This is a genomic window from Anabaena azotica FACHB-119 (assembly GCF_014697625.1).
Taxonomy (GTDB): domain Bacteria; phylum Cyanobacteriota; class Cyanobacteriia; order Cyanobacteriales; family Nostocaceae; genus Trichormus; species Trichormus azoticus_A.
The window spans coordinates 1-15,936 of the sequence record NZ_JACJSG010000085.1; the positions used below are offsets into that span (position 1 = coordinate 1).

Consider the following 15,936-nt stretch of genomic DNA (forward strand, 5'->3'; position numbering starts at 1 on the left):
ATCAGTTATCAGTTATCAGTTATCAGTTATCAGTTATCAGTTATCAGTTATCAGTTATCAGTTATCAGTTATCAGTTATCAGTTATCAGTTATCAGTTATCAGTTATCAGTTAGCCAGGGCGTATGGTGAGGGATAAACAAGCGCCTCCCTACGCCTTCCACCAATTGATGTGGTGTTTCACCAACCTGTTTAAGTAGGGGCGGGTTTAGCGGACATATCTGTTTTCCCCATGAATTTCTCAATCAACCCGCCTCTACAACTGTCCACTGTTCACTGTTAAAGTCAATCTTTAGAATGAAATAACCCTGTATCTGAGACTGATACAATCAAAACCACAGTTTGTATTGTGGTTAAAGAAGTTGAATACACTAGTACCTTTGGTTCCAAATCCGCAAACCTCTGACAACAGTCTGCGAACCTCTGAACTGTTGCAACGATTTCTGGAAAAGCATCAAGGTGATGAGGTATGCCTACGGGATCTCTTTGACGAGTTGGGCGATCGCGCGTTTGGTACTACACTACTGATCTGCGCTTTACCTGAAGCTTTACCTCTGCCGATCGCCGGAATTTCTGCCCTCGTGGCTATGCCCTTAATGCTGGTTTCTGGTCAGTTAGTGCTAGGCTTTGAGCAACCCTGGCTACCCGACTGGATAGCAGACCAGCCTTTTAAAAAAGAACATTGTGAGATGGTGATTTCCGCAGCCATCCCTTTTTTAGAACAGCTGGAAAACTTTGTTGAACCACGTTTGCCGTTTTTTACTAGCCCTGAAGCTGAACGGGGTGTTGGTGTAATTTTGTTCTTACTCAGCTTTATTATTGCCCTGCCAATTCCTTTTGGTAATATGTTGCCTGCGATCGTCATCGTTTTGATCTGTCTAGGCTTGATTGAAAAAGATGGGCTAATAATTGCCATTAGTGGTATGGTTTCCGGCATCACTCCCGCACTTCTGTTATTAGTACTGTAAAGTAGTTGATTTACTTATATGATTAGGTAAATGCAATCTCACAAATCGCTGCACTGGAACGCGACAGTTTGAAAAGTAGAATTGTCAAACTTGTCTGCGTCCGGTCAGCCGATTAAAAGCTTGATTTTATACATCTCCATACAGTAACGAGCATAGGCGATCGCACAGACTATGCACTTATAGAGCAAACTATACATAGCTATTGTTAATTATCAAAAAAAATGGTAAGCCAATCAAAATATTATTCATTGCTTCTCCATCTTAATTACTGTAATTTTTAAAGATATAATGTATTTAAAATAAAAGTTTAAATCGCCTATAAATACTTTAATTATTTAAGGGTAAAAAAACATTAAATAATAAATATGCCAGATAAAGTTGCTCTTTATTTTTAGAAGAGCCAATGATTCATCGCATTTTCAAATAAAGAATAATTAAATTTAAGCAAGGTCGATGATAACATATTTAATAAATTTATTAATAAGCAATTTTGAGCAAAAAAACAGACCTTAATCTAAATTTAACGTGAGTTCGATGAACCTCTCCCTCCCAACCTCCCTCTCCTCGTAGGAGAGGGAGGAGAAACGAAAAAATCACCCTCTTACTCCCCTCTCCTCGAAGGAGAGGGGTTGGGGGTGAGGTCAAAACAACGCTGGTCGAACTCACGTTAAATTTAGACATACAAAAACCTTCTATTTTTAGTAGCTAAAATATCAAAAACCATGAAATTAAAAACAATCTCTATTACCGGATTAATACTTACTGTTATCTGTGGTTGTTCATCTCAAATCGAAGAACAAGCCCTTAACTCTGGACAACCTCAACTGCAACAATCAAACAATTACTCACCTAACCCAGAAACTATCAAACGACTCCTCGACACCAAACAATGTCCAGGTTGCGATCTCAGGGGCGCTGATTTAAGTCGTGCTAACTTGAAAGGCGCAAATCTTCAAGAAGCTGATTTGCGTGGGGTAAACATGAGCCAAGCAGACCTAAGCGAAGCCAATTTAATTCAGGTAGACTTACGTGGGGCGAACTTAAATAAAGCTAATTTAAGCCGCGCAAAATTAACTGCTGCTTTAATGAATTGGACTGAAGATAGTAAAACTCCCGGCAGTTACGAGCGTGTAAATCTACAACAGGCGGATCTGAGTGGCGCAGATTTAATCACCGCATATTTGCGTGGCGCAGACTTGAGTGAGGCAAATCTGAGTGGAGCCTTTTTACATTCAGCAGATTTAGGTCAAGCAATTTTAACAAAAGCGAAATTCAATAAAGCTGATTTGTTTGGAGTCAAATCAATAGGCGCGAATGCGAGTGAAGTAGACTTTAGCAACGCTACCATGATAGGGATTGATTTGACTGACGCAAATTTAAGTAAAGCCAACTTCACTAAAGCAAATCTATTTTGGGGAAAATTTGGTAACGCTAATTTGAGCAGTGCCAACTTACAAGCAGCAAACTTTGCTGGAGCAACCTTAACTAACACAAAGCTCAATCAAGCACAGATGCACAAAACATATCTTCATGCCGCAGAACTCACTCAATCAAATTTAAACGGCGCAATCTTAACGCAATCTGATCTGAGTGCAGCACTGTTAATCAAGGTAAATATGAGCGGTGTTAACTTGACTGGCTCTAATATAAAACGAGCCAACCTCGCTGGAGCAGACTTAGGTAATGCTAACCTAGAAACAGCTAACTTAACTGGAGCAAATCTCACTGGAACCAATCTCACTGGTGCAACATTGATGCGGGCAGATTTAACTGCGGCATATGTGACTGACGCAGTTTTAAAGCAAGCCAATTTGCAACAAGCAATTCTCATCGGTACTAAACTCAGTGGTACTCAGTTAGACGGCGCAAATTTGACCGATGTAGTTAAGGGTGATACATCTGTGTCCACACCAATAAGTGAGCAACCGCACCAACACTTTCATTAACCAGGACTTACGCAAGCACAATTTTAGGGTGCGTTAGTATACGACATTTTTGGGGCTGACGCACCCTACAGTTAGTTTGATGATGACAATTGGGTAAGTCCTATTCAATTTGAATTGTTATACAGACTTTTACTTTCTGTAAAAATATGTAATTATACTTGCACTGTCAAGCAAATACTTGTATTCTATAAGCCAGTTACTAGAGAAACCTCCTTAATGGGTTTTTCAAATATGAAATTCTCTGAGCTACTGTTCAATGGGGCTTTAACGTGTTTTTTGCAGCCCAAAAATCTTTTTAATTCTCTAGTTCACCAGTACAAATTGCAGACCGAACTGAATAAGTTAACAGTTATCAGTTATTAGCTATTAACTGATAAATAGCTGTTGAATTTTTGCTAAATCTATCCTATGTAAATCAGGAGAAATTTATGGTAACAACTCCCAGAGAGACTGCAAGCAAAGCTTTTGAAAAAGCAACACGTCGTGTCGAAAAGTATTTTAAAAAAGCCAACTCATTAAATTTACAAACAACTGGTTCAAGGTCAGTAGAAGCTTGGTTTTTAGGCCCCAGAGCAGAAAATGCCGACCTGCTCAAAGAATTGATATTACAGGCGATTGAATCTCAGGCTAAGTGGAGAACTAGTTACTTCCCTGAAGATCCAGCCCATATTACTGAGGAAATTAAGAACTCACCAGATTACCAACAAGCAGTGGAACTGCTCAAAGAAAGTTATGATGAGTTATTAAAGCGATTGAAGAAATCTGTGCCTTTCTTCAGCCTGCGCTATCAGGGTCACATGGGCTGGGATACAACTATTCCTTCAGTAATTGGCTACTTCGCGGGAATGTTGTACAACTCTAATAACGTAGCTTTTGAAGGCTCTACAGTCACAACAAAATTAGAAATTGAGGTAGGCGATGATCTTTGCCGAATGTTAGGATATCATGTCCCACTAAATGAAAGTGAAACTGATGAACTGCGAGCTTGGGGACATATCACTTGTGGGGGAACTGTTGCTAACATAGAGGCTATTTGGTCAGCAAGAAATCTGAAATTTTATCCGATCGCACTCAAACAAGCCTTATTAAATGATCAGACTTTGCGTACAGTAGCAGACCAAATCAAGATTAATGCTTACTCAGCTAGTTCTCTTACATGGACTGAGGCACAATTCATCAACCTCGACAGTTGGCAATTGTTAAACCTCAAGGTTGATGATATCTTAGGCTTATCTACTCAAATCACGGAAAAATTAGTTAGCCAAGGCATTGAGGAGGGAAAAGCATCTAGCATCTTATCTAGTGCCTTATCCAATTATTCTGTCCAAGATTTAGGCATACAAGAATTTTCTCGGCGTTATCTACAAGATATTGCACCTCCTGTATTTTTTGTCCCTGGAAGCAAACATTATTCATTCCCCAAAGCAGCAGCAGTTTTAGGAATAGGTGCTGCTCACATGATTGATGTGGAAGTTGACGAACACGCGAGGATGAGGCTTGAGCCGATAGAATCTCGGTCTGATCAAGATGGACTAAAAGGCTATAGTTTGAGAGAAGACTTAGAATATTGTCTAAAACATCGCATTCCTGTCTATACGGTTGTTGCCGTTATTGGTACTACCGAAGAAAGTGCTGTTGACCCTCTCAAGCAAATTTTGGCACTACGAGAAGAATTTAGCCAAAAAGGATTACAATTTACTGTTCATGCAGATGCAGCTTGGGGTGGATATTTTGCTTCCCTGCTACGAACCGATGCAGACTTTGGTCTAAAATCTCCTAGAGATGCAGCACCACCGATTTCTACTTTGAGTCCTTATGTGGAAGAGCAATTTGCCGCTCTTCCCCAGGCTGACTCGATTACTATAGATCCTCATAAATCGGGTTACATCCCTTATCCAGCTGGAGCGTTGTGTTATCGCAACTCAGCAATGCGGAATTTAGTTACTTTCGTTGCTCCTTATATTTTTCATGGAGAAGCAGAGCCAACTATTGGCATTTACGGGATTGAGGGTTCTAAACCAGGAGCGGCTGCAGCCGCCGTATATTTGAGCCATCGGATCATTCGACCCACCAAAGATGGCTATGGTCGAATTTTGGGTCAAGCTCTTTACAGTGGCGATAAGCTCTATGCTCGACTGTTGTGTATGGCTAGAGAGGAAGATCCGTTTACTATTGTGCCTTTGACCATAATTCCCAATTCGATTCCCGGAAATACAGAAGCAGAACGAATTGAATTTATTCGTCAAAGAATTGATGGTAAGACGAATGAAGAGATTGAGCAAGATGAAGAAGCAATGACTGCACTTAAAGAAATTGGCACTGATTTAAATATCATCATCTATGCTTTCAACTTCAAAATCAATGGTCAACTCAATACCAGCTTAAAGAATGCTAATCTGCTCAATAAACGGTATTACGAAAATCTCAGTATTGATGAGGACGATGATCTTAATAATTATCCGATGATTGTCAGTACTACTGATTTTACCACAGAAGCTTATGGTGCTTATTTTATGGAACATTATAAGCAGCGTTTAGGGGTAACTGGAGAAGCAAATGAACCTATTACTGTTATCCGTACTGTAGTTCAAGACCCTTGGAAGACTGAAACGGCAGAAGGTTCATTTATCGATGAGATTGAAGCCATAATTCGGGAATCGGTTTTAAAAGTGATTGAAGACATTCAGGACGAAATAGAATAACGTTTTTTCCCAAAATTAAGAGATGATGGCAGTAGCGATCGCTTTTAGTGATTTCATCTTTTACAAGAGGTCTCTTCACCAATTGCTGCATCATCTTCAAAAAAAATTTGCAACAGATCGATTATCTGTTGCAAATTTTTTTTGAATTGCTATTAGTTATCTTTACACGAGATGCTACCCTTTGATACGCGATAAAGTTGCGTATCAAAGAGTGGCAGCAAATAAGAATACTTATAAGTAATTTTTAGCCAAGAGGTGATTAATTACACATTTCTTCATAATTTATTTTTAAATTATCAGGAATAATTTATACTTTTAATTCATAAAAGTACAACCATGTAAATTTTATAACTTAGAAGAAATAACCTATTTTATTGTTTTATTTGAATTACGTAATTCGTCTTTTTTAGTTTAATTTATACAAAAAGCTCAGGGAAAATAATGAGATTAACCAGACATTTAATTATTAGACAAGCTGTTGTTTTTGACTTATTTTTTGATCCATGTGAACTTTAATGATTTTTCCGTTATTAGGGATTTCTTCAAGAGAAAATGATATTAGGTAAATTCACTAGACCGAAAATTTTTACAGGAGCGTGAAAACTTCATTTCCACCTAGTAATACAAGAAATTAAAATTGGTTTTTAATTAGCATTTTAAGAACTTTTATTTTAGGTGTACTGAAGAGCGATCGCTAATGGTAATGATGGCAATATCCCAAGAAAACGGCTGAAATCGTCTATTATTACCTGAATTTTTCCTAGCTTTCGGTGTATTGAAATTACCAACTAACGCTGAGGATTTATTGCCAGCCTAACAGCGTAAGTTTGGGCTGAAAGTTAATTGTTTCTAACTAAATTCCAATTAGTTTTGGAAAATATTGGTGTGGAAATTCCACAGGAGCAAATTATGAAAAGAGCAATTGCTGGAACAGTTTTAACTGTGCTAACTCTGAGTCTTCCCGCAATGGCGGCGGTTACAAATAAATATCAGTTCAAGGGCAACAACGCATATGCGTCTTTTTACTCATATGACGAGTGTGGCTCTAGCAGCGTTTATGTTTCGGCGTATAACAATATTACTAAGGATGGCCCAGGTGCGCCGACTTCACAAGTACAAGCCAACCTCGAATATTACAGCTACAATTACTGCACTGGGGTGTATTCATCTGGTTACGGCTCTATCCCCAACGCAAACTTCGTAATTGATAACCAGCTTAACTCAGCCACTTTGAACGACACGTTTACAGTGTATGACTACTCATCAAATAGTAATCAAACTGTGGCGGTGAATTTGACATGGACTGGTACGGATGTTTCGTCCAAAGGTAAGAGTAATTACATTTATCAAACACCAACTAGCGTTACACGCTATCGCTCGACAGGTGAATATCGTGATGCAACGGTTGCTGGTACTGTGACCTTGAATGGTACAAACCTGATTACTAATACTTATTCCTATGGTTCTCTATCGTCTTCTACGAGCGGAACCTTGGAGCGCACTACAAAGTAGAAATGAGGTGAACTACCCACACTGACCTTGCGGTACAGTGTGGGCTTCCAGTCTCACGGGGGATTGCCGCGTCTTGGACTTGCGTCCGCGAGTTGGGCTTACATCCCCTCCACTGGCAGAGTCCCCTGTCCCAGAGGACTGTAGCATTCTGATACCCTCTACTCTAATATTTTGGGCTGCATTACCGTCTCTATCGTGGTGAGTTCCACAACTTGGACAAGTCCAAGTCCTTACGTCTAACGGTAATTCACTCACTTGATAATGACAGCTAGAGCAGAGTTTTGAACTAGGAAACCATCGATCAATTTTCTTAATGTAGCTTGCCAGGCGTAGCTATAGATGCGCTTTATTCTTGATGGTAGAGACGTTATATATAACGTCTCTACATCATTGATCTGGTGCAACTTCATAGAGCATTGGTATCAGTCTTTTTCACAACCAATGATGGTTAATTTTCACGCCTCGACTGACCATAGCTTGCATAAATAAATCCGTTGATAATGCTTCTTCCACAGGCCAAACCCCTGGTTTTTTTAACTTACCTGCCAATAAAAATTGAGCGATACTACCCGTGCCACAACCAGAAGCAACGGCTGTATTTTCATGTACTAGATTTGAGCAATAAACAACTTGCTCACCATTTTTTATGCCTGTGACTTCTGAACGAACTGCCACACCAATACCACTAAAATTATTTGTGACATCTGTCATGAAATGACTAACATGAGATAGAAATTCAATCATGCCGCGACGCTGCATTAACCATTTCGGAAAAATGTGAGCAGCAATCCAAGTGAGGTGATTATAAAAATCAGGAACCGAACCAAACTTAGTAATAACTGTTTTTACACCAGGGAAAGCTTCAGGCAGTGTAAAAGTTTCTGGCATATCAAACCAATAAACCCCACTATTATTGTAAGGAGAAGGAAAGTTAACTACTTCTCTTTCACTGTAGGGTTTAACTATCTGCCATTTGCCATCTAACCAAGCTTCAAAAGGGTGCTGTAATCCTAAAAAGGTAGTCCGCATCACTGTAATGCCAGCACCACCAGAACCAGCTACTAAATAACTTAAATGTATTTTTTCAACCTGATCTAATTGCTCAACATCATGGCGTACCATGCTGTTAGAAATACCGGGAAAAATGCCAGTATTGACAATCGCCGTTACACCAGCAGCAAGGGCTTCTTCATGATATTTCAGCGCCTTACTAGTAAAAGAACGGTGGTCACTAACGTCTAAATAATTAACCCCTTGTTCAATACAAGTTTTCAGAACATTAGCATCCCGGTAGTGGAACGGCCCAGCACAGTGGATGACTAAATCAGAGTTGGCGATCGCTTCTCGCAACTTGTCAACTTCTGCCAAGTCTAACACCAGAAACTGTACCTGTCCCCCCGACGGTAAGGTAATATCTTTCTCGGTCGCAGGGGAGCGTCCTGTAATTGTAATTTGGGCTTGGGTGTGGGTGGCTATATCTTCAGCAACACTGCTACCAATTCGCCCCCGTCCTCCAAGAATTAATACGCGGTCTGTCATTACTCCGTATGGGTAACTATACATTCATTTGAGCAGCTTTTGGTCATCTTGACATCAGTTGCAAGTATGACTTCGGGGGATCGCGGAAGGGGGAAAGGGGAAAGGGGAAAGGGAAAAGGAATAAGTCCTTAAGCTTTACCCTTTGTTTCTCTTCCCAGTCCCTAGCCTACTAATTTCTTACCATTACCTATTACCCATTACCCATTACCAGTTCTTTAACTTATTTTTCATCCCTAAGTTTCTGGTAGTGTAAAGTAAATTTATTCATAATAGGACTTACGCAAGTGTCATAATCAAACTAACTGTAGGGTGCGTCAGACCCAATAATTTCGTACAAATGAAGGGATTTTCCACATCTGACGCACCCTAGTATATGTGCCAGTTGCGTAAGTCCTGCATAATAACAACAACTTTTGTGCAGTTATAGAAGCAGAATAAAGGAAAAAAATACTTATGGGACTGTTTGATCAAATTCTTGGTGCTGTAAATAATCCCAATCAACAAGGGAGTTTAGGTCAATTGGGCAGTATCATCAACACAGTTAATCAGTTGAGTAATACAACAGGCACAAATCCTTCCACAATGCAATCTGTTATAGGTGTGGTAGGTAACTATGTCCGTTCTGCTTTACAACAAAAGCAAGCCACAGAAGGTAATGAAGCCGCGCAATCATTAGTTAATCAATATGCAGGGACTTCTTCCAACCCTCAAGCCGTTAATTCCCTTTTTTCACCTGATATTCAACAGCAAGTAGCACAGGTAGCTGCCCAACACACAGGACTAGATGCTGGTACAATTCAGCAACTGTTGCCAGTCATTGTACCTTTAGTATTAAATTTTTTGCAATCTGGCGCTAATAACCAAAATCCTCAAGGTAGCGGTAATTCTGTCTTAAATTCCTTCTTAGATGCAGACAGAGACGGTGATGTTGATATTGCTGACGCTATGCAGTTAATCAGCCGACATTTTGGTAGATAGTATATCCTAGCTGTAGGGTGCTGCACTGCTTACTGTATCTAGGGCTTGGTGGGCAGTGCAGCGCCCTACAAACACTACGAATACTTTATAAATTTAATTTAGAGATGATTTATAAAGTAAACCTTAAATTGTCGGGTGCGTTAAAGCAGCGCTTAACGCACCGTATTTGCTGGTGCGTTACGGCTAATTCCTCATTTCGCCGAAGCTCAAATCCTGACATAGCCGTAACACACCCTACTTAATATTTACTTTATAAATGACCTCTTAAATAATATACAATCTCATAAATTTTCATCCCTAAGATACCCTTAACTACTCCTTTGATAGATTTTTGCCTGAATCATAGCCTTTATCATCAAAGTAATTCAAGGAAAAAATTGGCTCATTACAAATAATCTTTATTTGTGTGGTGATGGAATTTTTGATAATAAAAATATATTTTTATTTTGAATGCTTGCTCACATACAAATAGCCTAAACCCTTGTATATTACTTGATAATTTTAGAGGTATTTCATGACTCAATCAAAGGAAGCACAAAAAAGCTATTTCGTTGGATATCTTTCCCTAGCTCCAGTTCTTGCTGTTCTAGCAGTATCAATTGCCTTCTCTATATGGGCAATCTTTAACTTTATTTTTCCTGACCTTTTGTTCCATCCTCTGCCATAAAGAGTTGTAGCGAAAATATTTCCCTACATATAGTTAAGTATGTCTCTGCAAAAAATCTTGCCTACTCATCAACACAGTTTAAAAGAACGGCATGAACAACCTCAAAATATCTCCTATAGCGTTGTTCATGCAATTCCTGGTCGGATTCGTTTTCGGATTCCTCGGTTAAGCCATGATACAAAGTATACTGATAAACTCAAGCAAGCAATAGAACTCCACATTCAAGACGCACAGGTGAGAGTGAATCCTATGGCTGCTTCTATTGTCATCAATTATGACAATAGCTCAGTTTCAGATGAGCAAGTGCGATCGCACCTCATCAATTTGATTCAAACTGCGCCAGAAATAAAAGAATCAAAGCCAGTAGCCGCCAAATCAGCCTTAGCAGCTATCTTTGATTCTCTAATTAATCTAATTAACGGTGTACGTAATCTTAACCAAGCAAGTAACACTATTCAGCATCATCCAGAAAGAGTAGACACTTGGGAGAAATTACTGTCTACCGGACAAAAGATCATCAAGGGTCTTAAATCAACCCTCATGTTTATTCTGCCCGGTAAGCGGCCTCAATCGTCCACTGCATTAGAAACTGCATAGTTATCAGATAGCTTAGATGCTAGATAAGAAATATCTTCTTTAGGACTTACGCAAGTGTCATAATCAAACTAACTGTAGTGGCGTGGCAAGCCTAAACTTGTGCATTAGCGAAAAATCTATCATCTTGTTCATCTGCGTTCATCTGCGTTCATCTGCGTTCAAATTTATCCAAACCTATTGCCACATTTTAGCCTTGCCAGTCCAGTAGGGTGCGTCAGTCCTAATAATTTCGTACAGATTCAAGGATTTTCCACATCTGACGCACCCTACCCCAAGTGAAGTTGCGTAAGTCCTGTTCTTGTAGGATGGGCATCTTGTCCGTCCTACCTTTTGAGTAGCCATTCACAAAATGAATAATTCATTTATAGCGTTTCCTAATGATGCTGAGTACTGAATACATCGCTAATAAAACTAAGAAAAACTCTGCGTTCCTCTGCGTTAAAAAAATTGATTCTGTACCTCACTTAACCGGAATCGCTATACTATAGCAATCCTAAATCACCCCTGAGAAATTTAGAAATAATTGGGCGATGAGAAACATTAGTATCAACTTAAGCCAGGGTGAATATAATTCGCGGCTACACAAGCAAAGTCCGCCTGCGCGGACTGCGATTTCTCATCGCCAAGGCTGGATAAAATCTGACATTTACGTTTGATGTTAAATCTACGTGTTTTCTCACGAGTCAATTCGGATTGCTATAGAAATAACTTAATATTTAAGTTCGCATTTTTCAAAATTTACAAGAACTTTCTTTTGGCTTATTTAGTAAATTTATTGAGTTGTTTCATCTGGTAGATTAACTAGAAATTAAAGAAAGATACATATAAGATAAATAGTTTTAAAAGCAACTTCAAATATTAGAATTATGCAAAACATTTATGGCAACCTTCAAGGTATAAAGTCAAGCCAACTCAAAAAATTACGACAGCTTTATGAAGAACGGCAACCAGCAGATAGATTTATGACGTTGGAATTTGCTCAAACTTTAGCGGCAATTACCAGGGAAATTCATCATCCAATTTGTTGTTATATTAATCGCCGTGGGCAAATTCTCCGTGTGGCAGTAGGAACACCAAACCAAACCCAAATCCCCACGGAAGAATTGCCACGGCGAAGTGCAGAACGTTTAAGTGGGATTCGTTGCATAGCTAGTCAATTGCAATCAAAATCACCCGATGAAACAGCATTGGTAGCAATGGCACTGCAACGTTTAGATGCTTTAGTCAGTTTAAATGTAGTTGATAGTCAAGCCGAAGAAGCTTTTTTAGCCTACCTAATTCCTGAATTAGAAAAACCTTGGATAGTTTCGCCTCCCCTCAGTTTAGAGGATATAACAGAACAAGATTTTGGTGAATTAGTAACAGAATGGGAAAGAGATATTACCGATGCAGGAGGAATATTTTTACCCCAAGATACCAACTCTGACCAAGATAGAGTTTTGTTAGTTGGTGTACAAACAGATGATATTTCCAACCAGCGATTTGAAGATGGACTTGCTGAATTAGTGCGACTAGTTGAAAGTGCTAAGGGAATTGTTTTAGACACAATGCGGCAAAAGCGTAGTCATCCCCATCCACAAACAGTAGTTGGTACGGGTAAAGTTGAAGAAATTACACTTTTGGCGCACAAATTAGGGGCTAATTTAATTGTTTTTGACCGCGATATTTCCCCATCACAAGCCCGTAATTTAGAAAACGAAATTGGCATACGAGTTGTTGACCGCACAGAAGTAATTTTAGATATTTTTGCTCAACGCGCTCGCACTCAAGAAGGAAAATTACAAGTAGAATTGGCACAGCTTGAATATAACCTACCTCGGTTGCGTGGTCGTGGTCGAGAAATGTCTAGATTAGGTGCGGGAATTGGTACAAGAGGCCCTGGTGAAACTCAACTAGAAACAGAACGCCGGACAATTCAACGCCGAATTGCTCAATTACAACAAGAAGTTAATCAACTACAAGCACATCGCGCCCGCATCAGACAACAAAGACAGCAGCAAGAAATTCCTGTGGTTTCGTTAGTGGGTTATACCAATGCGGGTAAATCAACTTTGTTAAATCTATTAACTCATGCAGAAGTTTACACCGCAGATCAACTATTTGCCACACTCGACCCAACAACACGCAAGGTAGTAATTACAGAAACAGAAACTCAAGAACGCAGGTCAATTCTATTAACAGATACAGTAGGGTTTATTCACGAACTACCGCCATCGTTAGTAGATGCGTTTCGCGCCACCTTGGAAGAAGTAAGCGAAGCAGATGCTTTGCTTCATTTGGTGGACTTATCTCATCCAGCTTGGGAAAGTCATATTGCCAGTGTGCAGGAAATACTTGGAGATATGCCTGCAACTCCTGAAAAAGTATTGCTTGCCTTTAACAAAATTGACCAAGTAGATAGCGAAACTTTGGCAAGCGCTCAACAAAATTATCCTCAAGCTGTGTTTATTTCCGCAATTAAAAAATTGGGTTTAGAAACTTTAAAACAGCATTTGTTGAAATTAATTGAAGAGAAGAAGGGTGTAGAAGTATAGGAGTGTAACGGAAAGACAAAAAACCCAATCTTCTTAAATTACCAACTAATTCTTCTCCCCTACACCCTTCAAAGAATTTGAAATTTTTAACTAGGATAATAATTATGCCAAGTATTATTATTCACGGTGGTGCAAAAACCATTTCTGATGATAAGGCTTAAAGCTAACATTAGTGGTTGTTTAGCAGCCGTAGAAGTAGGTTGGACTATATTAACTGGCGGGGATTGGGGAGATGAGGGAAACCCACCCCTAACCCCTAAGAGGAGGGGAACAGGGAATGGGGGAGAATAACAACTGATAACTGATAACTGATAACTGATAACTGTCAACTGATAACTGTCAACTGATAACTGATAACTGACAAATGACTAATTTTAATTACTTTCGAGGAAATTCTCTATCTGATTTGTTTGCTCAGGATATTACAGATGGGCGTTACGGGTTTATATTAAATTATCCTGCAACTGCTAGTTGGGCGGCTTTTCCTAATCGCCAAAAATACTTTATCCAAGATGGTAGTAGTGAAGCTACTAAAACCTCTTTTGATAAGATTTGTCAGAAGGAACCTTGGAAGAATTTGGCTGTGTTGGGTGATAGTCTTTCGGGAATTGTGATTACTCCACCGCCCAAGTCCTTGGTTAGCTATTGGCAAGAGCATTTTGGCTTTAGCTATGCTAAAAGAGAAATGTTGGATTGTTCTACTTATTTAGATGACTTGAGTCAGGGCGATCGCTTTGACAAACTCATTTCCCTATTCCCCTTTGATCACCTCAAAGGGGAGAAACACGCTGTTAATCCAGACACCCATTACTGCTTACTTAGCAAAGCGACTTTAGCTGAATTGGGTGTGCAATGTCCCAATTACGAAACTTACAATTTACACAAAACTAATCTCGAAGATATTGAGTTACCACAATTTCCTTATTTAATTAAAACGTCTCATGGGCTTTCTGGGGAAGGCACATACATTATCAAAAGCACCAGCGATTTGAACTATTGTTTAGAAGAAATTAAAAAATATCTCGATATTCAGTTACTAGATACGATTATTGTTTCCGAGTTCGTCAAGCATGAGGTACAAAACTACTGTGTACAGTTCTATGTCAGCAAGACGGGAGAAATAACCCTGATTGGTGTGACTAGTCAATTAGTAACACCAGAGGGTAATTATTTAGGGGGATTGATTGACTATAGTAAAACCAATATAGGCAAGTTTTTTGACATGATTACTGCCATTGGTCATTATGCTCATACGCAGGGTTACTTTGGCGTGATTGGCTTCGATGTACTCGAAGATAGAAACGGACAACTTTTCGTAATTGATGCTAATTTCCGCGTCAATGGTTCAACTCCATTATGCTTACAACGTCATAACTTACTCAAGCAGGGCAAAGAGGTAGCTAAATATTCCAGCGATTACCGTATGGAGGGGACTTTAGAATCAATTATAGTCAACCTAAAAGCAGAATTAGAGCGTCAGGACTTAATTATTCTCTCAGCACTGGAGAAAGTTAAATATGGAAAAATATATACTGATATTTACGGTATAGTTGCTGGCGAAACGATTGAGGAAATGCAGCAGATTGAGCAGCATTTACAAAGTAAGGGATTGCAACAGCTTAGTTAATAGTGCTGTCAGTTATCAGTTATCAACGCAAACCTTCAAGGAAGCTGGTGATACGATAAAATCTACAGTTTCTTCTGTTTTTAAGGGAAGTAGAGAGTGAGAGGGGACAGGGGACAGGTGACTACTTCTTATTGTTAGCGATCGCCACTCTTTTAGTAAACTCTCAAGAAACACAGGTGACTCTTGACAGGTGACTCTTGACAGAAAATAGGGAATAGTTGTGTTTCTTTCATATTTTGCGGGAGCGTTAACTGCGCCTGTGGGAGGCTCACATCTTGCACCTAGCCCTAGCGATTAGAAATCGCGGCTATACAAACGTTCGCGTAGCGTGCCGTAGGCAAGTCCGCCTACGCGGACTAACGCAACATTAAGGGTTTGAAACCCGCGCAGGCGGGTTTTGTCTGTGTAGCTGCGACTTCCAGTCGCTTGGTGCAATATATGAGTAAAATCGGTTTAGCTCATCCATCGCCTCTTGACAATGCCAGACCCCTTAATGTATCAACAGGATAACTTTGTTGTCCTAGAAACCAACCAACCAGAACAATTCCTGACTGCTGCTGAATTGTTAGAAAAGCTCAAGGAAGAATTACAGAAAATTGATTTTTCTGACTTACCCCTTGAGTTACAAAAATTTGATTCTTTGCCAGCCCAAGCCCAACACTTAATAGATACTAGTTGTGAGTTGGATGTAGGCGCAGGCAAATATTTGCAGTGGTATGCTGTGCGCCTAGAAAAGTAGAGACTATTGACTAATGTAGGAGTTACGCATTGACAAATTAGACAAACAATGTATTAAGGAAAATCATGAATAAACAGGCGATCGCTAATCACTCTAGGGCTGGAAAGACGGATAATTGACGTGCAGAGC

12 protein-coding genes and 1 pseudogene are annotated in these 15,936 nt (G+C 39.5%); 11 read left to right on the top strand and 2 right to left on the bottom strand.

Annotated features, from left to right (window positions below; translation table 11 throughout):
• The first annotated feature begins 360 nt into the window (after positions 1–360).
• The 4 genes from H6G83_RS33250 (at position 361) to H6G83_RS33265 (ending at position 7,126) form a co-directional block, all read left to right on the top strand.
• A complete protein-coding gene (locus H6G83_RS33250) occupies positions 361–966 on the top strand; it encodes an exopolysaccharide biosynthesis protein (RefSeq protein ID WP_199328676.1) in 606 nt (201 codons plus the stop codon).
• Positions 967–1,688: 722 nt separating this feature from the next.
• A complete protein-coding gene (locus tag H6G83_RS33255) occupies positions 1,689–2,912 on the top strand; it encodes a pentapeptide repeat-containing protein (RefSeq protein WP_190480188.1) in 1,224 nt (407 codons plus the stop codon).
• A gap of 428 nt (positions 2,913–3,340) precedes the next feature.
• A complete protein-coding gene (locus H6G83_RS33260) occupies positions 3,341–5,614 on the top strand; it encodes a pyridoxal phosphate-dependent decarboxylase family protein (protein WP_190480190.1) in 2,274 nt (757 codons plus the stop codon).
• Positions 5,615–6,523: 909 nt separating this feature from the next.
• Positions 6,524–7,126 (top strand): hypothetical protein, encoded by a 603-nt coding sequence (locus tag H6G83_RS33265; RefSeq protein ID WP_190480192.1) that lies wholly within the window; start codon positions 6,524–6,526, stop codon positions 7,124–7,126.
• Positions 7,127–7,138: 12 nt separating this feature from the next.
• On the opposite strand, the pseudogene H6G83_RS33270 reads toward H6G83_RS33265, so the two are convergent.
• Together H6G83_RS33270 and H6G83_RS33275 are read right to left on the bottom strand one after the other, a co-directional pair.
• A pseudogene (locus H6G83_RS33270) lies at positions 7,139–7,435 on the bottom strand (zinc ribbon domain-containing protein); the annotation flags it as partial.
• A 123-nt stretch (positions 7,436–7,558) separates the two neighbouring features.
• The gene (locus H6G83_RS33275; protein WP_190480194.1) at positions 7,559–8,665 is read right to left on the bottom strand and encodes a saccharopine dehydrogenase family protein; all 1,107 of its coding nucleotides are present in this window, start codon (positions 8,663–8,665) and stop codon (positions 7,559–7,561) included.
• Positions 8,666–9,118: 453 nt separating this feature from the next.
• On the opposite strand from H6G83_RS33275, the gene H6G83_RS33280 reads away from it, so the two are divergent.
• The 7 genes from H6G83_RS33280 (at position 9,119) to H6G83_RS33305 (ending at position 15,807) form a co-directional block, all read left to right on the top strand.
• Positions 9,119–9,643 carry a DUF937 domain-containing protein gene (locus tag H6G83_RS33280; RefSeq protein ID WP_190480196.1) on the top strand — a complete coding sequence of 175 codons (525 nt, stop codon included), beginning with the start codon at positions 9,119–9,121 and terminating at the stop codon, positions 9,641–9,643.
• A 514-nt stretch (positions 9,644–10,157) separates the two neighbouring features.
• Positions 10,158–10,310: a PsaJ protein gene (locus H6G83_RS33285; protein ID WP_190480198.1), complete on the top strand. Its 153-nt coding sequence runs from the start codon at positions 10,158–10,160 to the stop codon at positions 10,308–10,310.
• A 39-nt stretch (positions 10,311–10,349) separates the two neighbouring features.
• Complete coding sequence (locus H6G83_RS33290; RefSeq protein ID WP_190480200.1) at positions 10,350–10,907, top strand: HMA2 domain-containing protein; 558 nt, start codon at positions 10,350–10,352, stop codon at positions 10,905–10,907.
• Between the two features lie 530 nt (positions 10,908–11,437).
• Complete coding sequence (locus H6G83_RS36160) at positions 11,438–11,563, top strand: hypothetical protein (protein ID WP_277876483.1); 126 nt, start codon at positions 11,438–11,440, stop codon at positions 11,561–11,563.
• Positions 11,564–11,773: 210 nt separating this feature from the next.
• Positions 11,774–13,441: a GTPase HflX gene (gene hflX / locus H6G83_RS33295; protein WP_190480202.1), complete on the top strand. Its 1,668-nt coding sequence runs from the start codon at positions 11,774–11,776 to the stop codon at positions 13,439–13,441.
• A gap of 364 nt (positions 13,442–13,805) precedes the next feature.
• Positions 13,806–15,068: an ATP-grasp domain-containing protein gene (locus H6G83_RS33300; RefSeq protein WP_190480204.1), complete on the top strand. Its 1,263-nt coding sequence runs from the start codon at positions 13,806–13,808 to the stop codon at positions 15,066–15,068.
• Between the two features lie 478 nt (positions 15,069–15,546).
• Positions 15,547–15,807 carry a chlororespiratory reduction protein 7 gene (locus H6G83_RS33305; RefSeq protein WP_190480206.1) on the top strand — a complete coding sequence of 87 codons (261 nt, stop codon included), beginning with the start codon at positions 15,547–15,549 and terminating at the stop codon, positions 15,805–15,807.
• The last annotated feature ends 129 nt before the right edge of the window (positions 15,808–15,936 follow it).